At 40.4% G+C, this 22891-nt stretch carries 27 protein-coding genes; 16 read left to right on the top strand and 11 right to left on the bottom strand.

Translation table 11 applies throughout. From position 1 onward, the window contains the following. Window positions 1–7: 7 nt before the first annotated feature. Window positions 8–472: a hypothetical protein gene (locus B9T30_RS05685; protein WP_086184148.1), complete on the top strand. Its 465-nt coding sequence runs from the start codon at window positions 8–10 to the stop codon at window positions 470–472. 32 nt (window positions 473–504) lie between these two features. On the opposite strand, the gene B9T30_RS05680 is transcribed toward B9T30_RS05685, so the two are convergent. After that, window positions 505–1425 (bottom strand): Dyp-type peroxidase, encoded by a 921-nt coding sequence (locus B9T30_RS05680; RefSeq protein WP_086184147.1) that lies wholly within the window; start codon window positions 1423–1425, stop codon window positions 505–507. Between the two features lie 162 nt (window positions 1426–1587). On the opposite strand from B9T30_RS05680, the gene B9T30_RS05675 reads away from it, so the two are divergent. After that, window positions 1588–2208 (top strand): LysE family transporter, encoded by a 621-nt coding sequence (locus tag B9T30_RS05675; protein ID WP_086184146.1) that lies wholly within the window; start codon window positions 1588–1590, stop codon window positions 2206–2208. Between the two features lie 108 nt (window positions 2209–2316). Here the strand turns inward: B9T30_RS05675 and znuB are convergent, their stop codons facing one another. The 3 genes from znuB to B9T30_RS05660 are packed head-to-tail and all read right to left on the bottom strand — an operon-like array spanning window position 2317 to window position 4382. Further along, window positions 2317–3117 carry a zinc ABC transporter permease subunit ZnuB gene (znuB, locus tag B9T30_RS05670; protein WP_086184145.1) on the bottom strand — a complete coding sequence of 267 codons (801 nt, stop codon included), beginning with the start codon at window positions 3115–3117 and terminating at the stop codon, window positions 2317–2319. Window positions 3118–3120: 3 nt separating this feature from the next. Further along, a complete protein-coding gene (gene znuC, locus B9T30_RS05665) occupies window positions 3121–3912 on the bottom strand; it encodes a zinc ABC transporter ATP-binding protein ZnuC (protein WP_086184144.1) in 792 nt (263 codons plus the stop codon). Continuing rightward, complete coding sequence (locus tag B9T30_RS05660) at window positions 3888–4382, bottom strand: transcriptional repressor (RefSeq protein WP_086184143.1); 495 nt, start codon at window positions 4380–4382, stop codon at window positions 3888–3890. The genes znuC and B9T30_RS05660 overlap by 25 nt, the downstream gene beginning before the upstream one ends. Before the next feature lie 141 nt (window positions 4383–4523). On the opposite strand from B9T30_RS05660, the gene B9T30_RS05655 reads away from it, so the two are divergent. From B9T30_RS05655 to adhP, 13 genes are all read left to right on the top strand, one after another. Next, on the top strand, window positions 4524–5363 hold the full coding sequence (locus B9T30_RS05655; protein WP_086184142.1) for a metal ABC transporter substrate-binding protein: 840 nt from the start codon (window positions 4524–4526) through the stop codon (window positions 5361–5363). A 170-nt stretch (window positions 5364–5533) separates the two neighbouring features. Then, the gene (locus B9T30_RS05650; protein ID WP_086184141.1) at window positions 5534–5932 is read left to right on the top strand and encodes an ATP synthase subunit I; all 399 of its coding nucleotides are present in this window, start codon (window positions 5534–5536) and stop codon (window positions 5930–5932) included. A 105-nt stretch (window positions 5933–6037) separates the two neighbouring features. After that, the gene (gene atpB / locus B9T30_RS05645; protein ID WP_086184140.1) at window positions 6038–6913 is read left to right on the top strand and encodes a F0F1 ATP synthase subunit A; all 876 of its coding nucleotides are present in this window, start codon (window positions 6038–6040) and stop codon (window positions 6911–6913) included. An 82-nt stretch (window positions 6914–6995) separates the two neighbouring features. Further along, a complete protein-coding gene (atpE, locus tag B9T30_RS05640) occupies window positions 6996–7241 on the top strand; it encodes a F0F1 ATP synthase subunit C (RefSeq protein ID WP_000424060.1) in 246 nt (81 codons plus the stop codon). Window positions 7242–7279: 38 nt separating this feature from the next. Then, window positions 7280–7750, top strand: a complete 471-nt coding sequence (locus tag B9T30_RS05635; RefSeq protein WP_086184139.1) for a F0F1 ATP synthase subunit B — start codon at window positions 7280–7282, stop codon at window positions 7748–7750. Between the two features lie 12 nt (window positions 7751–7762). Then, the gene (locus B9T30_RS05630) at window positions 7763–8299 is read left to right on the top strand and encodes a F0F1 ATP synthase subunit delta (RefSeq protein ID WP_086164853.1); all 537 of its coding nucleotides are present in this window, start codon (window positions 7763–7765) and stop codon (window positions 8297–8299) included. A 45-nt stretch (window positions 8300–8344) separates the two neighbouring features. Next, entirely contained in the window at window positions 8345–9889 is a 1545-nt protein-coding gene (gene atpA / locus B9T30_RS05625) for a F0F1 ATP synthase subunit alpha (RefSeq protein ID WP_086184138.1), read from the top strand. Between the two features lie 88 nt (window positions 9890–9977). Next, complete coding sequence (gene atpG / locus B9T30_RS05620; protein WP_086184137.1) at window positions 9978–10847, top strand: F0F1 ATP synthase subunit gamma; 870 nt, start codon at window positions 9978–9980, stop codon at window positions 10845–10847. Between the two features lie 26 nt (window positions 10848–10873). Continuing rightward, the gene (gene atpD, locus B9T30_RS05615; protein ID WP_086164851.1) at window positions 10874–12268 is read left to right on the top strand and encodes a F0F1 ATP synthase subunit beta; all 1395 of its coding nucleotides are present in this window, start codon (window positions 10874–10876) and stop codon (window positions 12266–12268) included. A gap of 27 nt (window positions 12269–12295) precedes the next feature. Then, window positions 12296–12715, top strand: a complete 420-nt coding sequence (locus tag B9T30_RS05610) for a F0F1 ATP synthase subunit epsilon (protein ID WP_004649563.1) — start codon at window positions 12296–12298, stop codon at window positions 12713–12715. Window positions 12716–12836: 121 nt separating this feature from the next. Continuing rightward, window positions 12837–13313: a DUF2846 domain-containing protein gene (locus B9T30_RS05605; protein WP_086184136.1), complete on the top strand. Its 477-nt coding sequence runs from the start codon at window positions 12837–12839 to the stop codon at window positions 13311–13313. A gap of 207 nt (window positions 13314–13520) precedes the next feature. Further along, window positions 13521–13823: a hypothetical protein gene (locus B9T30_RS05600; RefSeq protein ID WP_086184135.1), complete on the top strand. Its 303-nt coding sequence runs from the start codon at window positions 13521–13523 to the stop codon at window positions 13821–13823. 497 nt (window positions 13824–14320) lie between these two features. Beyond that, window positions 14321–15355, top strand: coding sequence for an alcohol dehydrogenase AdhP (gene adhP / locus B9T30_RS05595; RefSeq protein ID WP_086184134.1), 1035 nt, complete (start codon window positions 14321–14323; stop codon window positions 15353–15355). A gap of 58 nt (window positions 15356–15413) precedes the next feature. Here adhP and B9T30_RS05590 read toward each other — a convergent pair whose 3' ends face one another. The 4 genes from B9T30_RS05590 to B9T30_RS05575 form a co-directional block, all read right to left on the bottom strand. Next, window positions 15414–15998, bottom strand: coding sequence for a hypothetical protein (locus B9T30_RS05590; protein ID WP_086184133.1), 585 nt, complete (start codon window positions 15996–15998; stop codon window positions 15414–15416). A gap of 147 nt (window positions 15999–16145) precedes the next feature. Then, window positions 16146–16502 (bottom strand): RcnB family protein, encoded by a 357-nt coding sequence (locus B9T30_RS05585; RefSeq protein WP_086184132.1) that lies wholly within the window; start codon window positions 16500–16502, stop codon window positions 16146–16148. A 226-nt stretch (window positions 16503–16728) separates the two neighbouring features. Next, window positions 16729–17274 carry a glutathione peroxidase gene (locus B9T30_RS05580; RefSeq protein ID WP_086184131.1) on the bottom strand — a complete coding sequence of 182 codons (546 nt, stop codon included), beginning with the start codon at window positions 17272–17274 and terminating at the stop codon, window positions 16729–16731. Window positions 17275–17683: 409 nt separating this feature from the next. Further along, window positions 17684–18442 carry an AraC family transcriptional regulator gene (locus B9T30_RS05575; RefSeq protein ID WP_413772554.1) on the bottom strand — a complete coding sequence of 253 codons (759 nt, stop codon included), beginning with the start codon at window positions 18440–18442 and terminating at the stop codon, window positions 17684–17686. A gap of 186 nt (window positions 18443–18628) precedes the next feature. Between B9T30_RS05575 and B9T30_RS05570 the strand changes: the two genes are divergently transcribed. Beyond that, window positions 18629–19543: a DMT family transporter gene (locus B9T30_RS05570; RefSeq protein ID WP_086184130.1), complete on the top strand. Its 915-nt coding sequence runs from the start codon at window positions 18629–18631 to the stop codon at window positions 19541–19543. Between the two features lie 390 nt (window positions 19544–19933). Here the strand turns inward: B9T30_RS05570 and B9T30_RS05565 are convergent, their stop codons facing one another. From B9T30_RS05565 to B9T30_RS05555, 3 genes are read right to left on the bottom strand one after another with little or no spacing between them, the layout of a single operon-like run. Further along, on the bottom strand, window positions 19934–20503 hold the full coding sequence (locus B9T30_RS05565; RefSeq protein WP_086184129.1) for an L-threonylcarbamoyladenylate synthase: 570 nt from the start codon (window positions 20501–20503) through the stop codon (window positions 19934–19936). Between the two features lie 43 nt (window positions 20504–20546). Then, complete coding sequence (gene dprA, locus B9T30_RS05560; RefSeq protein ID WP_086184128.1) at window positions 20547–21692, bottom strand: DNA-processing protein DprA; 1146 nt, start codon at window positions 21690–21692, stop codon at window positions 20547–20549. Between the two features lie 18 nt (window positions 21693–21710). Then, the gene (locus tag B9T30_RS05555) at window positions 21711–22865 is read right to left on the bottom strand and encodes a LysM peptidoglycan-binding domain-containing protein (protein ID WP_086184127.1); all 1155 of its coding nucleotides are present in this window, start codon (window positions 22863–22865) and stop codon (window positions 21711–21713) included. Window positions 22866–22891: the final 26 nt, after the last annotated feature.

Raw genomic sequence — 22891 nt, 5'->3', positions numbered from 1 at the left:
CTCTTTCATGAAGAATATTTATATCTTAATTTTTATAAGTACTTTAATTGCATGTAGTAGTAAAAGCCAGGATAAAACACAAGGTAGTTCAAATAACGAACAAACTGTAATAAATACCGAAGCGCAAGAGCAACAACCTATTGATACAAGTGAAGCTTTAGCGGTAAGTGAACCAAAAGAAGCTGTAGATAAGGCAGTTGCAACGAAAGAAAGTGATCAAGCAGTTCAAATCTCTTGTTCAAATCAAAATATTAAAGAATGGTATGGTTTCAATGAGGTATTTGAGGAACCGAAATGCCAAAAAGTGAATAAATTGAGTCTAATATCTTACAAATGTGAAGTTTCAAAAAATGCTTTTGGTGCAGATAATGATGCAATTTTATTGGAAAATAATGAGCAAAGAGTTTTTGCTTATTCTAGTTTGAAAGACTGTAAAGAAGCACTTGAAATACGAAACTCTAATGCACCCTAAGAAAAAGCTGACGAAAGTCAGCTTTTTATATTTCAACCTTTCAAAATTTCTTCTAATAATTCTTCACTTGGTGCAAAATAATACGCTCCATCCATTGGGGTGACAAAATGAAGCAGTCGGTCATGAATACCATCACCACTGGTTCCAAACATACGGAATAACATTGCATCAATAATGCCTAAATTTTGGGTGTAAGCAATAAAAAATAAACCTTGATCACCTTTACCATCACCATAAGGCAGTGAATGACGAAGAATTTCCATTTCTTCTCCCTCAGCATCTTCAACCACTGTACGGGCAACATGAGAGTTTTCAGGTTTGACCTCATCATCAAGTTCGATAGACTCTAATTTAGTACGACCAATCACTTGTTCTTGTGTATCAACTTTGAGTTGTTTCCATTTTTCTAAGTTATGTGCATAACGTTGCGCAAATACAAATGACCCATCAGAAAAAACACCATGATCTTCACCCAGTAAAGCAACTTCAGCACGATCATCTGGGAATTGAGGGTTTTCAGTACCATCAATAAAACCCGTCAAGTCACGACCATCAAAATTGCGGAAGCAAACGCGTTCCTCCAGTACGTCAACCTTGTCCGTAATCCCTTCAAAAAAAGCTTGGCTCAGTGCAAAACAGATATCTGTACGCTGCGCTGCAATATGAATGAGCACATCGGCAGGTTTTACAGGCATTTCAAAAGAACCATGAATGGATGCTAATGGTTTAAAACCTTCAGGTGCTTGTTGATAAATTTGTGCCCAAAGCTCAGGACCAAAAGCAATGGCTATTTTAATTTGTGCATGAGGATGTTGCGTGATTAAACGATCACGTGTTGATAATAAAGCTTCAATTTTTTCTTTTAATTCTTGAATGCTTAAGTCTTTTAAACGCAGAACAATAAATCGAGCATGATCTGAAGGTAAGGGCAAAATTACAGATTGGGCGGTCATTTATGGCTCCTAAAATTTTTATAAGATACGTGGCTAGCTTTTATTGTGCCTGATCATCAAGAGAGTGAATAGCCTAAAATTCTATTTTAGTGGGTGGGAATTTGCGCATTTAAAAGATGAAACATCATATAGTTTGAAGGTCTTTCTCTTACGCTGTTGAATATGTCTTACCAAGTTTGGCTGGCTTATATGCTGGCGTGTTGGATGATTAGCATTTCACCCGGCGCAGGTGCAATTGCATCTATGTCGAGTGGTTTAAATTATGGATTTCGACGTGGTTATTGGAATGCTTTAGGTTTGCAATTGGCCTTATTGCTACAAATCGGCATTGTCGCGACTGGGGTTGGGGTATTATTTGCCACAAGCCCTTGGGCTTTCATGTTGGTAAAATGGTTTGGTGTGTTGTATTTGCTGTATTTGGCTTTTTTACAGTGGACAGCGCCGATGCAATCTCTGGATATTCAAACCGAGCAACCCAATAAGTCTATTTCTCAATTGGTTTTGGCTGGTTTTTGGGTCAATTTAAGTAATCCAAAAGCGATTGTCTTTTTACTGGCTGTGTTACCGCAGTTTTTGGATTTGTCCAAACCGCAGTGGATTCAGTATCTGATTATGGCTGTGACCATGATCAGCATTGATCTGATTGTCATGGCTGGATATACCGGTTTAGCTGCGAAGCTACTTCGATTATTAACTTCGCCAAAGCAGCAAAAATATATGAATCGGACTTTTGCTATATTGTTTAGTTGTGCAGCGTTGTTCTTAAGTATGCTGCATCAATAATTAAACTTTCTAAAAGCTTTCCTTTAAAACAAAAAAGCATGCTCCACCAGAGTCATCTGGATTGAAGCATTGTTTTTTTGTTGCGGAACAGGAGCTAAAAAATATGATTCAAGCGATCTTTTTAATTTTCTGAAAAATAAAAATCCCAGTAAATAGAATAGCCATGGTGAGAACAATACTTAAACCCGTGGAAATATTTAAACCAGCACTTGACCATAAACCAACCGTCACCCCAATTTGCGCCATCACAAAAGCCCAAATCACCATCTGTTTGGGGGAGTGTGCCAGTAAACGTGCCGTTAAGGCGGGAATAACCAGCAGGGCACCCATCAATAATGAACCAACGGCACGTAAAGCCAATACAGTAAACAATGCCAACAGCAACATAAACACCAAGCGTTGCCATTGCGCATTTACCCCTTCGCTTACCGCTATATCAGGATCAATGGCAATTTGAATTTGCGCTTGCCAGTTTTTATAGAGCACAGCTAACGCAGCCATAATCACTAAGGCAAACATGGGCAAGTCTGACCATGAAATTTGTAGTAAATCGCCAAATAAGTAGCTGAGTAATTCAGGTCTCAAGCTTGGAATATGTTGAATAAACAATAAACCTGAGCAAAGTAGGGTAGCTGAACAGAGCGCAAGCAAAGCATCATTCGGGAGGCGAGGGTCATGGAGTACCCATAAAATCGCCACCAATAAAAAGGCTAAAAAAGTCACACCCAGCCAAAGCGGTAAACTTAAAGCCCCTGCAATGGCTACACCAAGTAAAGTTCCATGCGCCATGGTGTCAGCAAAAAAAGACATACGTCGCCATAACATTAAGCAACCCAGTGGTGCAGTGAGAAACACCAATAAAGTGCCCATTGTCCATGCAGGTAACAAGAGTTGTAACCATTCCATCATGGCTTAGGCTTCCGGTTCAGGGTGAATGTGTGGTCGTGAATCATGTTGACATGGAACGGCACTATCACCATGTCCACAATGGTCATGATGATGTTGATAGAACACCCGATTGGTGCCAAAAATAGCTTGATATTCTGGGTGTTGTTGTACGTTTTCAGGTAAGCCGCTACAGCAAATATGCTTATTTAAACAGACCACTCGATGGGTTCCTTGCATCACCCATTGCAGATCATGTGAAACCATGAGTACAGCACAGCCATATTTTTGTGGCAGGCTGCGTACATAATCATACAATTCGGCTTCAGATTGAATATCCAAACCTTGCATCGGTTCATCAAGCACTAAAATGTGGGGTTGACGCAGTAAAGCACGTGCCAATAACACCCGTTGTCGCTCGCCACCAGACAATTGTTGTACTTTGGAATTCTGTAATTGAGTAATGCCCGTATCACGAATAATTTCTGCTTTTTTCAGAGCATCACATTTTTCTAGAGCCAATAAATCCTGTACGCGCAACGGTAAGCTATGCGATGGATTAAACTTTTGTGGCACATAAGAAAATTTTAACTTTTGCTGGCTCAAAACTTTGCCTGAATTGGCTTTTACAATGCCTAACAGGACTTTAATTAAGGTCGATTTCCCTGCGCCATTGGGACCAATTAGCGTGACAATTTCTTGCTCATGTAGCGTAAAATCGACATTTTTTAAAATGTCGATTTCATCAATCCGCACACTGATTTTATCTAAGGTAATCAGCGTATTCGCTGTGACTATTTGCTGCAACACTGCTGACATATCCCAGAAATTTCAATAATACTGTGATGTGCAGTAAATTGATCAGATGCTGAAAGCTCATCTAATTGTTTAAGTAAACCTTGTGCAGATGCTTCTTTAACATTTTTGCATTCTGTACAAATTAAAAATGCAGCCTGATGCCCTTCACGCGGATGGCAACACGGAATATAAGCATTAATTGAAGTTAAACGATGAATTAAACCTTTTTCTAATAAAAAGTCTAAAGTACGATATACCGTGGGTGGAGCAGCAGGGCGATCAGATTCACTTTTTATTTTTGCCAACAAGTCGTATGCACCCATTGGTCCTGTCGCATTTAAAATCAGTTCGAGGACTTCTTTACGTAAGGGCGTTAAGCGTGCACCAACAATTGCACAGAGGTTTTCTGCTTCAGCAAGACGTGTTTCGACATTATGATGGTCATGTACGCCATGTAATGCATTGTGATGTTCATGTGAACATAAGCTCATAGCAAAACCTCAAGAGCGAAATTGATAAAAACAAAATGACATGAAATCTTAACATGAAGCGCTAGCTGTTTCGATTAGACGTATGTATTTCTGCCTATTTGTTATATTATAACACCTAATGAATATTTGGTGATCTTCTTCATGTCCCGTTTTTTTGCATTTTGTACACTGGCTTTATTGAGTACCTTAGGCTGGTCACACAGTTTAGTGGTTTCGACGCATCCGATTTATTTGATTGCGCAAGAAATCACGCAAGGTATTGAAAAACCTGTACTGTTGTTGGAAAACCAAACTGGACATGATGTGACTTTAACACCTGCTCATCGCAAGGCAATTCAAGATGCCTCTTTGGTGATTTGGTTGGGTAAGGCCCATGAAGCACCGCTAGATAAGTTATTATCAGATAATCCTAAAGCGATTTCTATTTTAGCTTCAGACATTGTTCAAACGCTACCGCAGCGTAATACCCGTGGTGTTGCTTTAAACAATACTGTCGACACCCATGTTTGGCTTGATCCAAATAATGCAGTACGGATTGGTTTTTTTATTGCGGCATTGCGTTCACAGCAAGTTCCTGAACAAAAAGAGGCGTATTGGGCGAATGCAAAACGTTTTGCCCAAGAAATGTTAATAACGGCACAACAATATAATAGCAACTCATCTTTGAAGACTTACTGGTCATATCATGATGCTTATCAATATTTAGAGCGCGCCTTAAATTTAAAATTTGCTGGAGCGTTGACTGATGATCCTCATGTTGCACCGACCCTTGCACAAATTAAATACCTAAATGACAGTCGTCCAAATCGAAATATGTGCCTCTTGGCAGAGGGACATGCCAGTAAAAATCAGTATCAGAAGCTAAATCCCATTACCTTTCAAGCGGTCGATGAAAGTATGAGCGGGGCAGGGGATTTTGTGCTGGCATGGAAAGCATTGGCTTCGAAAACCTCTAACTGTGTGCAAAATGCACGAAAGTAAGGTAAAAAATAAACAAAAATTGAATGTAGTAAAGCAGGCTGAACTTCGAAAAAAACACGACTAAGGTCGGGAAAAGATTGCATGTTCAGGGGTGTAACTCTATAATGCCTGCGATTAAAAACGATCATCAGCTAGACTTGTCAAGCATGAATGCTGTGAGTGAATAAATAATGAGCCGAACTAGTCGCATGGTTGACCGACGATTAGCGAAAGCTTTAGTCATTTTACAAGCAGGCATGATCCCTGTTTCAGCCTTGATAGCGTGGGTCTTGAAAGACTCAACTGCAGCTTTAAGCGCCGCACTTGGTGCGTTGGTTTGTTGGCTTGCCAGTTGTTATTTTTCTTGGCAATCGTTTCGAGCCGCAGGTGCGCGAGCCTCAAAACAAGTTCTTTCGAACATGTATCGGGGGTTAATGGGCAAGTTTGCAATTGTGATTGTTGGTTTCATTTTAATTTTAAACACTGTTAAACCGTTGTCAGCGGCGGCATTGTTTTGTGGTTTTATTCTCGTTCAAGCCATGTCGTGGGTCGCGCCATTTTGGGTGTCACGGCAACAAAAACGAGTATAGGCGCAACAAAAAATTGAAAAGTTTTTTAGGAGATGAACGAGATATCAAGCAGCACGCGATGTTCGTTCACTCTATTTAGTATTTGACATTGACCAGGTGTGATTTATGGCTGCTGAAGAACATGCCCTTACTTCGACCGAGTATATCAAGCATCACTTGACCAATTTGACCTATGGCAAAATGCCAGATGGTTCATGGAAGTTGGCTGAGACTGCTGATGATGCTCAACAGATGGGGTTCACTGCTATTCATTTGGATTCAATGGGTTGGTCAATCACCCTTGGTGTGATTTTCTGTTTGTTGTTCTGGTGTGTAGCGAAAGCTGCTAACTCTGGTGTTCCAACCAAGTTCCAGTCTGCAATCGAAATGATTATCGAGTTTGTTGACTCAAGTGTCCGTGACACATTCCATGGCAAATCACGCTTAATTGCACCACTTGCACTGACCATTTTCGTGTGGATTTTCCTCATGAACACAATGGACTTAATTCCTGTTGACTTTATCCCGTATACGGCTCAACTGATTGGTGCAAATGTATTTGGTATGGATCCTCACCACGTTTACTTCAAAATCGTTCCATCTACTGATCCAAACATTACCCTAGGTATGTCTTTGTCAGTTTTTGTTCTGATCTTGTTCTATAGTATTCGTGAGAAAGGAATCGGCGGTTTCGTCGGTGAATTGGCACTCAACCCATTTAACCCAAGTAACCCAGTTGCAAAAGCGTTGCTTATTCCAGTAAACCTTATTTTGGAATTAGTAACATTCCTTGCACGTCCAGTTTCATTGGCTCTTCGACTTTTCGGTAACATGTATGCAGGTGAGTTAATCTTCATCTTGATCGCATTATTACCGTTCTGGATCCAATGGGCGTTGTCTGTGCCTTGGGCGATCTTCCACATTCTTGTTATTACGCTACAAGCATTCATTTTCATGATGTTGACTATCGTATACTTGAGCATGGCAAGCGAAAAACATTAATGGTATTGCCTAACTATCACGAGATGGTTAGGTACAGTTTTTTAACTTAATTTGGTATAAACCTAACCTCTGAGGAATTATCATGGAACTCACTTTAGGTCTAGTTGCAATTGCATCTGCTATCTTGATCGCTTTTGGTGCTTTAGGTACTGCGATTGGTTTTGGTCTTTTAGGCGGCCGTTTCCTTGAAGCTGTTGCTCGTCAACCAGAATTGGCTCCACAACTTCAAACTCGTATGTTCTTAATCGCAGGTCTTCTTGATGCTGTGCCTATGATCGGTGTTGGTATTGGCTTGTTCTTCATCTTTGCTAATCCATTTGTAGGTTAATTGGCTTAATTCCTAAATTAAACTATTGAGGAATAGCAATGAATATTAACCTCACATTGATTGGTCAAGCGATTTCATTTGCGATCTTTGTCGCATTTTGTATGAAATTTGTATGGCCACCACTAATCAATGCGATTAGTGAGCGTCAGCGTCGTATTGCTGACGGCTTAAATGCTGCTGAAAAAGCGAAAGCTGATCTTGCTGATGCGCAAGCACAAGTTAAGCAAGAAATTGATGCAGCAAAAGCACAAGCGGCTCAATTGATCGAACAAGCGAACCGTCGTGGCGCACAATTGATCGAAGAAGCGCGTACCCAAGCATCTGCTGAAGGTGAGCGTATTCGTCAACAGGCGAAAGAAACTGTTGATACTGAAATCAATGCTGCTCGCGAAGAATTGCGTCAACACGTAGCTGCTTTAGCAGTAACTGGCGCAGAAAAAATTCTAAACCAGCAAGTTGACGCAGAAGCTCACAATGCCATGCTAACTCAGCTGGCTGCTAAACTTTAAGCGAGGCGAAATATGGCTGAACTCTTGACGTTGGCACGCCCGTACGCCAAAGCAGCATTTGCTTTCGCTTCTGAGCAAGGTGCAACTGACAATTGGTCGAATGCGTTACAAGTGCTCAGTGCTGCGGTGCAAGACGAAGCATTTTCCGCTTATTTGAATCGCCCTGAGCTTACTCCTGCTGAGCAGGTCAGTATTTTTGCAAAAGTTTTAGGTGAAAACCAAACACAAGCAGTGTCAAACTTTTTGACGCTTCTTGCGGACAATGCGCGTTTAGCGTTGTTACCTGAAATTGAAGCAGAATACGAACTACTCAAATCACAGAATAACAATACTGTGGATGTTGTGATTGAATCAGCATTCCCAATGACTTCTGTACAGGAACAATTATTGACCCATGCGTTAGAGAAAAAGTTTAACGCTGCAGTAAATGTTTCTGTTGAAGTTAACCCAGCGTTAATCGCGGGTGTTGTTATTCGTGCAGGCGACCAAGTGATAGATGACTCTGCGCTTAACAAGCTTGAAAAAATGCGGACTCGTCTTCTTGCATAACTGCTCGAAGAAGACTGAACTAATAAAAGATTGAGGTATAGCGCAATGCAACAACTGAATCCATCCGAGATCAGTGCGCTCATTAAACAGCGTATCGGCGATCTGGACACCAGCGCGACTGCTAAAAACGAAGGGACCATTGTTATGGTTTCCGACGGTATTGTGCGCATTCACGGTCTTGCTGATGCAATGTACGGTGAGATGATCGAATTCGACGGCGGCTTATACGGTATGGCACTGAACCTAGAACAGGATTCAGTGGGCGTCGTTGTTTTAGGTAACTACTTAAGCCTTCAAGAAGGTCAAAAAGCACGTTGCACAGGTCGTGTATTAGAAGTTCCGGTTGGTCCAGAACTTTTAGGCCGTGTAGTAGATGCTTTGGGTAACCCAATTGATGGTAAAGGCCCGATTGATGCAAAACTCACTGATGCTGTTGAAAAAGTAGCACCAGGTGTAATTTGGCGTCAATCAGTGGATCAACCTGTACAAACTGGTTATAAATCAGTAGATACAATGATCCCTGTAGGTCGTGGTCAACGTGAGTTGATCATTGGTGACCGTCAAACTGGTAAAACAGCAATGGCGATCGATGCGATCATCGCTCAGAAAAACTCTGGCATTAAATGTGTATACGTAGCTATTGGTCAAAAACAATCGACTATCGCTAACGTTGTACGCAAGCTAGAAGAAACTGGTGCTATGGCGTATACAACTGTTGTCGCTGCTGGTGCAGCCGATCCAGCAGCAATGCTGTATTTGGCACCATATTCTGGCTGTACAATGGGCGAATACTACCGTGACCGCGGTGAAGATGCGTTGATCATTTATGATGACTTGTCTAAACAAGCTGTTGCGTATCGTCAAATTTCATTGCTTTTACGCCGTCCACCAGGTCGTGAAGCGTATCCAGGTGACGTATTCTATCTTCATTCACGTCTACTTGAACGTGCTTCACGTGTATCTGCTGACTATGTTGAGCAATTCACTAAAGGTGAAGTTAAAGGCCAAACTGGTTCATTAACTGCATTGCCGATTATTGAAACTCAAGCGGGTGACGTATCTGCATTCGTACCGACTAACGTAATTTCGATTACGGATGGTCAGATCTTCTTAGAAACATCATTGTTCAACGCGGGTATTCGTCCTGCTGTGAACGCGGGTATCTCTGTATCTCGTGTTGGTGGTTCTGCGCAAACGAAGATTATCAAAAAATTGTCTGGTGGTATCCGTACTGCTTTGGCGCAATACCGTGAATTGGCAGCATTTGCTCAGTTCGCTTCTGATCTTGATGAAGCAACGCGTAAGCAACTTGAACATGGTCAACGTGTAACTGAATTAATGAAGCAAAAACAATATGCTCCATATTCAATTGCTGACCAAGCTGTTTCAATTTATGCATCAAACGAAGGTTATATGACTGACGTTGAAGTGAAGAAAATTGTAGACTTTGATGCTGCATTAATTTCTTACTTCCGTTCAGAAAATGCTGCGTTGATGCAAAAAATCGATGAGTCTGGTGATTATAACAAAGACATCGAAGCTGCAATTAAAGCAGGTATTGAAAGCTTTAAAGCGACTCAAACTTACTAATTTTAGCAGTTGCTAAAAGCTAGTTAAGTTTGGTTCACGGATCAACCTTCGGAGGCTTGAAAAAGCCTTCGAATACTAGGTTAAGCGTATGGCAAATTTAAAAGAAATTCGCGCCAAAGTAGCCAGTATCAAGAGCACGCAAAAGATTACTCGAGCGATGCAAATGGTGGCTGCTTCTAAAATGCGTCGTGCGCAAGAGCGCATGGCTCAAGGCCGTCCGTATGCCGAAAATATGCACCGTGTAATTGCTCATTTGGTACAAGCGAACCCTGAATACAAACATCGTTATATGGTTGAACGTCCGGTAAAACGCGTTGGCTATATTATTGTTTCTTCAGATCGTGGTTTGGCAGGTGGCTTGAACATTAACTTGTTCAAGAAAGTTGTTAAACACGTACAGCAACAACAAGAGCAGTCAATTGAAGTTCAATTTGCTTTAATTGGTCAAAAAGCGGTTTCGTTTTTTAAAAACTACGGCGGTAAAGTGCTTGGTGCAACGACAAATGTCGGTGATACACCAAGTCTTGAACAGTTATCTGGTTCAGTGCAAATAATGTTGGATGCATTTGATAAAGGCGAGTTAGATCGTATTTATCTTGTATCGAATGGCTTTGTGAATGCCATGACTCAAAATCAAAAGATTGAGCAACTCGTTCCTTTGGCTGCGGCTGAAGAAGGCGATAATTTGAACCGTTCATACGGTTGGGATTACTTATATGAGCCTGAAGCTGAAGAGCTTTTAAATGGCTTATTGGTTCGCTATATCGAGTCTGTGGTGTATCAAGGTGTGATTGAAAATATCGCATGTGAGCAATCTGCACGTATGGTCGCTATGAAAGCAGCGACGGATAATGCGGGTGACATCATTAAGAGCCTACAACTTATTTATAACAAGCTGCGTCAAGCCGCGATTACTCAGGAAATTTCTGAGATCGTTGGTGGTGCCGCTGCCGTTTAACATTATTTTGAATTGAGGAGACAGCAATGAATAGCGGTCGTATCATTCAGATCATCGGCGCGGTTATCGACGTCGAGTTTGAACGTAATAGCGTTCCTAAGATCTATGACGCTCTGCAAGTTGTTGGTACTGAAACTACTTTAGAAGTTCAGCAACAGCTTGGTGATGGCGTAGTTCGTACCATCGCAATGGGATCTACTGAAGGTCTTAAGCGCGGTTTAACCGTTACGAATACTGAAGCACCGATTTCTGTACCAGTAGGTACAGCATGTTTGGGTCGTATCATGGACGTTTTAGGACGCCCTATCGACGAAGCTGGTCCAGTTGCAACTGAAGTGCGTTTGCCGATTCACCGTCAACCACCTTCATATGCAGAACAAGCTGCTTCTACTGATCTTTTAGAAACTGGTATTAAAGTCATTGACTTACTTTGCCCGTTTGCGAAAGGTGGTAAGGTTGGTCTGTTCGGTGGTGCCGGTGTTGGTAAAACTGTAAACATGATGGAATTGATCAACAACATCGCGAAAGCTCACTCAGGTTTATCTGTGTTTGCTGGTGTTGGTGAGCGTACTCGTGAAGGTAATGACTTCTATCACGAAATGAAAGATTCTAACGTTCTAGACAAAGTAGCAATGGTCTACGGTCAGATGAATGAGCCACCGGGTAACCGTTTACGCGTAGCGTTGACTGGTTTGACCATGGCTGAATATTTCCGTGATGAGAAAGACGAAAACGGTAAAGGCCGTGACGTATTGTTGTTCGTTGACAACATTTACCGTTACACATTGGCTGGTACCGAAGTGTCTGCACTTCTAGGTCGTATGCCATCTGCAGTAGGTTATCAGCCTACACTTGCAGAGGAAATGGGTCTTCTTCAAGAGCGTATTACATCAACTAAGTCTGGTTCGATCACTTCGATCCAAGCGGTTTATGTACCTGCCGATGACTTAACAGATCCATCGCCTGCTACAACGTTTGCTCACTTAGACGCAACTGTTGTATTAAGCCGTGATATCGCATCTTCTGGTATTTACCCAGCGATCGATCCACTAGATTCAACTTCACGTCAGCTAGATCCTTTAGTTGTTGGTGTTGAGCATTATGAAATTGCGCGTTCTGTACAGAACATTTTGCAACGTTATAAAGAGCTTAAAGACATCATCGCAATTTTGGGTATGGACGAATTGGCTGAAGAAGATAAATTGGTTGTTTACCGTGCGCGTAAAATCCAACGTTTCTTCTCTCAACCATTCCACGTAGCTGAAGTATTTACTGGCGCGCCTGGTAAATTAGTATCTCTTAAAGAAACGATTCGTGGCTTTAAAGGTCTTCTAGCTGGTGAATACGACCACATTCCAGAACAAGCGTTCTATATGGTTGGTGGTATTGACGAAGTTATTGCTAAAGCAGAGAAACTTTAATTAGCGACTCTAATTTAGGAGATTCTCATGGCGACTATGCAATGTGATGTTGTAAGTGTAAAAGAGTCTTTGTACTCTGGCACTGTAACTATGCTAATTGCGAAAGGTGCTGGTGGTGAGTTGGGTATTATGCCTGGCCATGCTCCACTGGTAACTTTGCTTAAGCCGGGCGCGATTCGCGTTCTGCTAGAAAACGGTACAGAAGAGTTAATCTATGTATCTGGTGGTGTTCTAGAAGTTCAACCGCATGTTGTTACTGTTCTTGCAGATACTGCAGTTCGTGCTGACAGCTTAGATGAAGTAGCAATTCTTGAAGCGCGTAAAAACGCTGAAATATTGCTTGCGAATCAAAAAAGCGATTTGGACTCTGCTGCTGCATTGGCTGCTCTTGCAGAAACTGCTGCACAGTTGGAAACCATCCGCAAAATCAAAAACCGCGCTCAATAAGAGACGGTTCGAGATTGAAGAAGCCATCCGAAAGGGTGGCTTCTTTTATTATAAATAACATCTTTCTAAAAATTACTTATTTTACAAATTGATATATTTAACTTAAAAAATAGGGCATCAAATGACCATTAAATTAATTTTTCCAGTGCTTGTCGCATCATTATTTGTTGGGTGTGCATCAGTACCTAAAGTAGATCAACAGCTGTCTCAAAATATAAAGGAATTAACAGCACCTCAAGAAGGTAAGGCTGGTCTATATGTTTATCGTTCTAATACTATTGTGGGTTCAGCATTAAAAAAAGATATTTGGGTTGATGGGGAATGCTTGGGTGAGACAGCGAGAGGTGTATTTTTTTATAAAGAAGTGGTAGGAAATCAAAATCACACCGTTTCAACTGAATCAGAATTTTCTCCAAATCATTTGAAAATTGAAGCACAAAGCGGCAAAAATTATTTTATTCAGCAATATATTAAGCCTGGTGTTTTTGTGGGTGGTGCAGATTTAAAATTAGTAGATGATACTCAGGGTAAAAAGGCAATTACTGAGTACAGTCTAGCTTCAGCTGGTAAATGTAGTAAAGCAACGATTCAACTTTAAAATTAATGTTGAATGGCAAGGGTATTTATGGGATTCAGCTCATTCAGAAAAATGCCCTTGCTTTATTGTAAAGACTAAATTTTTTATCTGACAGACTTTTTTAGAATGCAGACAGATGCAAGAAAGAATAAAAAATTATATCTAAAGTTGAATTCGTTTAAGGCTTGCATTGAGTTAAGCTTTTAGGAAATTGCATAAAGATTATTAATGAACATCATCGAACACGAACCGCATTTCTGGGAACTGTACCAAGACTTTGAAAACTATTATTTGAGTATTGCTGTCGATATGAGCTCAGTGGTGTCATGTTGGGACTTGGTATTAACCCAAGATGAAATTTTGGCTTATGAACATCGTGGCCGTGAAAGTATTGTAACTTTGGCAAAGTCGATGGTTGCTTTAGCTTATCGAGGTGATTTTACCGAAATGGAATCTCGTTTAGCCAAACCTGATGAACGGCAGGCGATGCAGTTGGCTTTTAAAGCTTGGCAGGACAGCCAAAAAAGTTAAACCCTGATTGATACAAAAAGAAGCTGAATGGGAAATTCACTATTCGCCTCCAATGTTGACTTTAAAAATTTCGTCAAAACCTTTAGCTAAACTTGATGGTTTTCACTTTTATACGTTGTATCTACACTCACTTTAGCCAGATAGCTTGCATTATTCGGAAGCAATTTGGTATTTAAGAGACTGTTTAACTTGGTGTTAAAATAATAATAAATCACTTCCAAGCCAGCCGCTTGAGTACGCCATATATATACGCATTCTGCTTGAGAGTTGGATGGGTACGATCAATGATGCTCTGCATTTTAAAACTGAACAAGTTTCAAAAATCATCACTTTAAATTGTGATGAAAACTGAGCCTACAAATGAACTGTAATAGGCATCTAAACCCATCGAATTCGCTACAAATTCGCCACTCTTGATTATTTATTATTCTCTATAGTTAAAACAAGGGTTCTTAAAGAAGGACTTTTTCGGTATTTGGAATATGGAGAACATCACAATGGCGAATACGATGAAAGCAGCGGTAGTCACTGAATTTAATCAACCGCTACAAATACAAGAGGTCGAAATTCCTAAAATCAGTTCGGGTAAAGTGCTGGTGAAAATGATTGCAACAGGTGTTTGTCATACCGATTTACATGCGATGCATGGGGATTGGCCAGTAAAACCGACTTTACCTTTTATTCCGGGACATGAAGGTGTAGGGGAGGTCATTGAGATCGGTGAAGGGATTGAGCATTTAAAAGTCGGTGATATTGTGGGGGTTCCATGGCTTTATTCAGCCTGTGGTCACTGCGATCATTGTTATGCAGGCTGGGAAACGCTATGCAAGAAACAACAAAATTCAGGTTATTCGGTCAATGGAAGCTTTGCCGAATATTGCCTTGCAGATGGTGATTATGTCGGGGTGATTCCTGATGGTGTAGACCTTCTGGAAATTGCACCGATTCTATGTGCTGGTGTCACGGTCTATAAAGGTTTAAAAATGACTGAAGCTAAAACTGGGGATTGGGTTGCCATTTCCGGAATTGGCGGTTTGGGTCATGTGGCGATTCAATATGCCAAAACCATGGGCTTTAATGTGGTCGCGATTGATGTTGATGACAGTAAAATTGAGCTGGCCAAAAAATTGGGTGCCGATGTTGCCATTAACGCGCTTAAAGCTGATGTGAAAGACGAAGTACTAAAAGCCACAGCTGGTGAGGGCTGTCATGGTGTGTTGGTGACTGCGGTATCGCCCAAAGCCTTTGAACAAGCTGTTGCCATCGTCCGTCGTGGCGGAACCATGGTCTTGAATGGTTTACCACCTGGAACATTCGACTTATCTATTTTTAATATGGTGCTTGAAGGGATTACAGTTCGTGGCTCAATTGTCGGAACACGTTTGGATTTGAAAGAAGCACTGGATATTGCGGCACGTGGTAAGGTGAAAGCACATATTCATGTTGAACCATTAGAAAATATTAATGATATTTTTCACCGTATGGAGCAGGGCAAAATTGATGGTCGTATTGTCATTGATATGAGACTTTAACACTAAATTTTACTCGACCAATTCAGTGTTAATGAATTGGTCTGAGTGACTTTGAATATTAGCTTTCTTGCTCTTGCTTATCCTGTCCTTGTGGAATCATCATGCCTGCCAATTTGATCATTTCCGTTTGTATGCTGCCCATTTGCTGTTCAATTTTTTTGAAATCGAGCTGATTTAAATCGATGTTGCCATTTAAAAATGGTGTAGCAAGGACTTGTTGATTGGCATGCAGAATATTTTGGCGAATTGAATCAATTTCTTGGCTTTTTAAGTTCAAGCTGGTCAGTGCTTGATTAAATCCAGTCAGTTGTTGTTGCAGGGTTTTGGCCGTCGCTTGTAGTTGTTGTTGATCTTTGTCATTGATTGCCGTTTGTAACTCATTTTGAGTTTGCTTGAGTTGTACAACATAATCACCTGCTTTCAGTTGCATATCGGCAACATCGCGAACCATATAAAACATATTGCCGCTTTTTAAATCGGCTGTCGCTGTTGTTTCAGTGGGTTGATTCAGCGCAACATCAGTCGATTGCGTTGTTTGAATGTCATCAGACTGAGGTTCAGAAGCTTGTTCACAACCACTCAATAAAATGCCTGCACTCAACATTGCAAAAGGTAAAACTGCCTTTTGGATGAATTTTTTCATAACTCAATTGATATTATTTCTAGATTAGAACGAATATAAGACTGAAAGATGTGTAAAAAACGGATTGTTGCAAAGCAATAACAAATTTACTTCATCATACTTAAAAAGAGTGCCAAAGCACTCTTTTCACCCAATGATAGGCGTGTTTTAACCTTGAATGACTTTAATCACTTTATACGTGGTGCTGTTCATAAGCACATAATCACCATTCACTTTAATCCACTGCTGATTTTTAGTCGGTTTGCTTAATTTTTTATATTTGCTGGCATCTACTTTAAAGCTGTTGCCGTGATATTGGGTCGGTACTTTATGACCTTGCTGCCAGTCGTGTGAAGGACGGTCTGTTTTTTTGAGACTATGCTGAGGTACTTTGATCGAGTTTTTGGCTTGTTGTTGAGCTGTATGTTGCGGTGATGAATGATGCTCTTGTGGAGCAGCCATCACAGGGGCTGCAACTAAAGCGCTGGATAAAGATAAAATGATGGCTTTGATGAGAGTATTCATATTTTAAATTATCTTCATGGTGGTTTGTTTATCCTGTTATCTTATTTCTAAGCTATTTATAGACCATGAATAAAGTGTTGTTCAAGTATTAAAATAATGAACAAAGTATGAAGTGTTCAATTCTATTTTTATGTCATTCAGCTCTGTTGCACTTCGTCTGAGAATCTAAGTAATGAAAAACGTAAGCAGCTATAGCATGTATAAATGCTTACGTTACTATAATGAATTACTTGGCAAGTTCTGCGTTAACGGCATCTACGATACGTGCATCATCTGCGGTAATATCGGGCGCAAAACGTGCCACCACTTCACCCTCTTTATTGATTAGAAATTTTTCAAAATTCCATAGCACTTCTGGTGGTTCATTTGGGGTTAAACCATAATCCACCAAGTCTTTCCACCAAGGGCCTTCACCAATACGTTCTGGAATCGCTTGAGTCAAAGTTTGATAAAGCGGATGTTTATCTTCGCCAGCCACTGAAATTTTAGAAAACAGTGGAAAAGCAACTTGATAATTCAATGAACAAAATTCTTGAATTTCTTCATCAGAACCAGGTTCTTGTGCTAAAAAATTATTGGCAGGGAAACCTAAAATTTCAAGTCCTTGCTCTTTCTTGTCTTGGTATAGTTTTTCTAAGCCTTCATATTGTGGTGTTAGACCACACTTTGATGCGGTATTTACAATCAACAGTACTTTACCTTGATATTGGTTCAGTGTGGTTTCATCGCCTTGAATGGTTTTGACTGGGATGTCATAAACAGAATGGCTCATTCGCTTGTCCTTAAATACTTGAGATTATTACTGCTTTGTTGTAACGGTTATTGGGTATATCGACAAGCATTTATTATGATTTGTGTATAAATATTTGTGTGATAAAAGAATAAGAAAACAGCTTAAGAGTGCTATTTTTCATGATCAGCTCGAAATTATGGGCAGTATGGCTTTTGTTTTAGCAATCTATAGTTTATTGCACGACTGTTTTTAAATCAGTTTTAATATCCATCTGTATCGATTTTATTTCATTATTAAGCCTTATACTCTTGTTTTTAGATTTAAAAATATTGCACATATTCAATTAAGTATGGCAATAAAATCATATCTGGATCTTTATTTTGATGAGATTGTTTTTGTTGCTCAGCTGCTACAAGTTGCAAAAATGGTAATTGAAACAGGTAAAAGATTAAACATCACGTAATTGAGCAGGTGTTTGTTCTGTATAGCGTTTAAAGAACTCAATAAAACTGGAACTATGCTGATACCCCAATTCATAGGCGAGTTTTTTCACTGTTTTACCTTGGCGAATTTGCGTAATGGCATATAAAATTTTAGCGCGATTGCGCCATTCCGATAAGCTTAACTGTAATTCTTGTTGGCTTAAACGCAGCAAATGTCGTTCACTCATCGAGGCATTGTTGAGTAGTTGTTGTAAGCTTTTATGAAAGAGTTCTGGATTGGATAACTGTTGTAAAAGTGGCTTCAGTGAAACATGGGTGCTCTGAGGTAAATAATGTTCATAGGCGGGGGCCGCTTTCAATTGATCGACCAATACTTGTAACAAATGCCGATAGTCCGCGGTTGCACTTCCTTTTTGTTTCTGTTCTAAAATTTCATGTACCAGATGGCGAAGAAAAGGGCGAATACTTAAAGTTTTGGTGCAAGAGGCAAAATCTCCACAGAGGGAGGGATGGATGCGAATACAGACATAGTGCGTGATTTGTTCATCTAAAGCGATGGAGGTGTGCGCGGTTTGCGGGGGTAGCCACAAACCATAATTTGGTGGTGACAGATAAATTTGTTGTTCAATTTCATATTCTAAAATACCATTCAAACTAAAATTAAAATCGCCCCATAGCGAACTATGCGGTGCCACAATTTCATCTTTCTGATAAAAAAAATCATCCACTTCTATGTATTGTTCAATCGGCAGCTGCATATCCATGTCCTGTTTTTGCTTTTTTATCTGTCTATATGTCCATTTTTTAGCGTGTAGAAATTTTATTGAATTACTGAATGAAAATATCGCGGTGTCTGTAGCGCGATATTGATGTCTGAAATTCGATATTCTAATTATTTCAGACTTCAGTGAAAATGAATACTGAGAATATGGATACATCGGGAGAAAGACATGACGCAGCAAAACAAAACAGTCTGGTGGGCGCTAGCTTTACCGCTGTTGGCCGTTTTAATTTGGTCATTGAATATTACCGTGACACGTTATGTGGTGGATTATATTTCTCCCGTCAGTATTAGTTTTTATCGTTGGTTGGTGGCTTTTCTGGTTTTAACCCCTTTTATGTCGGTTAAAGTTTGGCGTGAACGTCAGTTGGTGGTGCAACATTGGAAACAGCTTGCGGTACTTGCTGCTTTTGGGATGGTGCTGTATCAAGGCTTGGGCTATACCGCAGCGCATTATACCACTGCGACCAATATGGGCATTATTAATGCTTTTATTCCAATCTTTACCATTTTTGTTTCTATGTTGATGCTGAAGGACATTCCCAACCGTTTTGCTGTGGTGGGGAGCCTTTTATCTTTTACGGGCTTACTCTATGTGATGGCACAAGGAAATCTACTCAATCTGGTGCAATCGGGGGGGCATCTAGGCGATGTCATGATGGTGCTTGCGGTATTCTTCTATGCTTTTTATGGCGTATTTTTGAAAAAATGGCAGCTGAAAATTCCATTGATGATTAGTCTGTATGTGCAGATTATTTTTGCATTGTTGTACCATCTGCCTTTTGTTTTATGGCTAGGACTAGATGCAATTAATCCACAAAATGTGGGGAGTGTGCTCTATGCCGGTATTTTTCCGTCACTGATTGCTCCTTTGGTTTGGATGTTGGCAGTGCAAATGATTGGCCCGAATCGAACCAGTATTTTTATGAACTTAATGCCAGTTTTTACCGCAATTATTGCCAATATCTGGTTAGCAGAAGCATGGACGGTGTATCACAGTCTGGGCGGTGTGATCATTTTATTGGGCATTGTATTGGCACAAAAGAAAGATGGGGCAGTCAAAGTCGCAAAATTAAATGTATAATGCAAGTGTTGATTAAAAAACAATCAAACGAATTTATTTTTTTTGACTTGTTTTTAATTGAATGAGTGTGTGAATAATCATTTTAAAATGTTTTTTTTCACAAAAGTTTATTAAAAAATAGTGAGATAATTTAAATTGTTAAGAAGAAATGATGAATCCATCATCATATTCAAATTTTTTATAAGATGAATAATATATTTGTATAATAAAACAATTTATTACATAATACGTATCTCGTAAATATTTAAGTTATTGTTGATAATTGCTTAGGTTTTACCGCCAGATTGATAGACCCTCTGGATGTGTTTATGCACATCCTTTTTTATGCTCAACCATGTTATATGGTTGAGCTTTTTTTTATCTCAATTTTTGTCAACGCAGATACCATGCTCAAGCACGAATGACTTCACCTGTTTCAGCATCAATAATTCGGCTTGCTTCTTGGCTAAGCCCTAAATCACCATTCAAATAATTAATTTGATTTGAAAAATACAGGTTGGCCTGTTGTAGTGATAGGGCTGGTTTTTCCCCAGTGGGATTGGCACTGGTCGATACAATAAAACCATGAAATGCATTGCATAGCGCCATGCATAAAGGATGGGTTGTGACGCGTACAGCCACTTTGGGATGGTTGCCTTTAATCCATGTTGGGATATTGTCACCCGCAGGCAATAACCATGTCGTTGCTCTTTCGGTGGGGGAGCGGTGACTCCAAGAATCGATGACTTTTTGGTACATTTCTGGACTGAGGGGTTTTAATAAATGTTCGACTTGTGCAATTTGTGCTGCCAATAAAATAACGCCTTTTTCAATTGGACGTTGTTTTAAGCGTAAAATTTCTAAAAAAGCGAGTTCATTAAAAGGATCACAGCCTAAGCCCCAAACGGCCTCTGTCGGGTATGCTAAAACATGTCCTTGTTTTAAACATTCAGCAGCTTCGGCAACAGAGGTGGTAATCATTAGATTTTATCTCGTCAAATTTTTTAAAGGGCTATTGTGAACTTTATTTGCTGAGACGACAACGGAGATACAAACCTGCTTGTTGTATACATAAGCCCAGTAACTCTAATTCCATGAGCTGGCTGGTCAATGTGCTGATATCTAATCGCAGTTTGATAATCAGCTGATCTAAATTTTGCCCAATCCAATCCAGTTGCGTATACAGCGGTGCTAAATGCGTAGGTAATTCGATTTGTATTTCAAGCTCAGGAATGCTTTTTGATTGTTCAATCTGTTGTTGATTTTGCCATTGTGTTGGCAGTGCTAAGTCTTCAAGCACTTGCTCAGGATGATCAACTAAAATTGCGCCTTCACGAATGAGTTGGTGGCAGCCTTGATGGTGTTCACTATAAATATGTCCCGGAATGGCAAAAACCAATTTACCTTGTTCAGCTGCAAGTTTTGCGGTAATCAGTGAACCACTTTTCAGTGCGGCTTCAGCGACAACCACGCCTAAACTTAAAGCACTGACAATTCGATTACGCCGTGGGAAATGATGTTGTAAAGGTGGGGTTCCGGGTAAAAACTCAGTAATGACTGTGCCTGAATGGGCAAGAATTTGTTGTCGTAATGCTTGATGCTGTGAGGGATAAGTCTGTTCTAAACCTGTGCCCATTACTGCAATGGTTTTATGATGTCGTAAAGCCCCCTGATGTGCCGCCTCATCAATCCCTTGCGCTAAGCCACTGTTAATATAAAAGCCTTTTTCACTTAAATAATAAGCAAAATCGTAGGCGACTTGTCGTCCATGAGCGCTAGGTTTTCGACTGCCGACAATGGCAATTTGAGCTTGTGATAGGGCTTTGGCATCGCCTTGACCAAATAAAATAGGCGGTTTATCTGCATAAGGGCGTAGTTGGGTCGGATAGTCTGGATGATCCAGTGTCAGAATAAAATCGCTATTTTTCTGAATGTCTTGTAATAGGATTTGGAATTTTTGTTGCCCTATTGCAGTCTGAAATTCACTGAGGCGCTGTAAGTGACTTTGATGTAATGCGAGTGTCGACCATTGCGGAAAGTTTTGAGGATCAATCGCTTCGCGAATATTGCCAAAGCGCTGTTCCAGCTTATAAAAACTCGATAGCGAATGTTGAACCAAATACCATAGCGTAATCGTTTCAATTTGCGTTGCTGATAAATGATTCAACATAGAATGACCTTAAATCAATTAGTCATCCATCAGCGGTGGTTGAATACCAGCGCCGACTTTAATTGGTAATTCACTATCAAGAACATAAGCATAGCTTAAATGATCAAAGCTTTTGAACACCATGACATTACCAATACGTTGTCCAGGTAATTGAATACGTTCTTTGGTTTTTGGATCGGTGACCACTTCACCTTTTTGGTTAATGCTGAATACATGACCGACTTGAACACCTTGTAAGCTACCGCGATCAATTGTTACCACACTATTTTTTGCAGCAGTACCAATGGAGCCCATCACGCGAACCACTTGACCACCAGCTGCGACATCTTCGGCATTGGTTGGATAGAACAATGTCGGTAACATTGGATCATATTCAGGTAGCACACGGTCACCACGACGGACTTCAGAATTATAGGTGTCAGTCAATTCAAGCGTGGTAATGTCATTTTCACCGCGTATAGCAACCCCTGCGGCCACTTGAATGAGTTCAAGACCTGCATTAAATTTTTTGCCATTTGCACCAGTAAACATATACGGTTCTCCTTCACGGTAAACTGCATAACGCTGACCAATTTCGAGACCATTACCGCGGGCATAAACAGTTTGCCCTTTTGCCGCAAGGACACGTTGGTCGGCGGTGCCTAAAATGTAAGGTGTAGATTGAATGGATTCAGGCGCAACAATACTGGTACGTTCTAGCCAGTGTTGGATATATTCCAGTGGAATTACAGGAATGGCATTATTTAAAGATTCAATGCGAACTTGAGGTTGTAACTTGGTGCCACCTGTATAGCGACGGATAATCCCTTCACAACCATCACCTTCGTCTTTACCGATAATCGGACGGCCATTATAGGTACACATCAATAAACGGTCACCGGGGAAAATCCAATGCGGGTTTTTTACGTGTTTGTTACTTGCCCAAATTTCAGGCCAGCGCACTGGGTTTTTCAAAAAACGTTTTGAAATATCCCACAAGGTATCGCCTTTTTTCACCACATAGACCTGTGGTGCACCTGCTTTCAACGCGGGTGGATTGACATTGCGAGCTGGTGCCGCTTCAGCAACATTGACGACACCAACCCCAACACTTACGCAAACTGCAAGTGCCAATAATTGTTTTTTAAACCCCAAGGCACTAAAAGTTGGCATGCCCTTAAAAACCTTTTTCATTATCATAATTCCTAAAATTATGTATG

This window comes from Acinetobacter sp. ANC 4973 (assembly GCF_002135275.1).
In the GTDB taxonomy this organism is placed as follows: Bacteria; Pseudomonadota; Gammaproteobacteria; order Pseudomonadales; family Moraxellaceae; genus Acinetobacter; species Acinetobacter kyonggiensis.
Note: the sequence above shows the minus strand (reverse complement) of the source record. Positions and strands in the feature narration are given on the sequence as shown.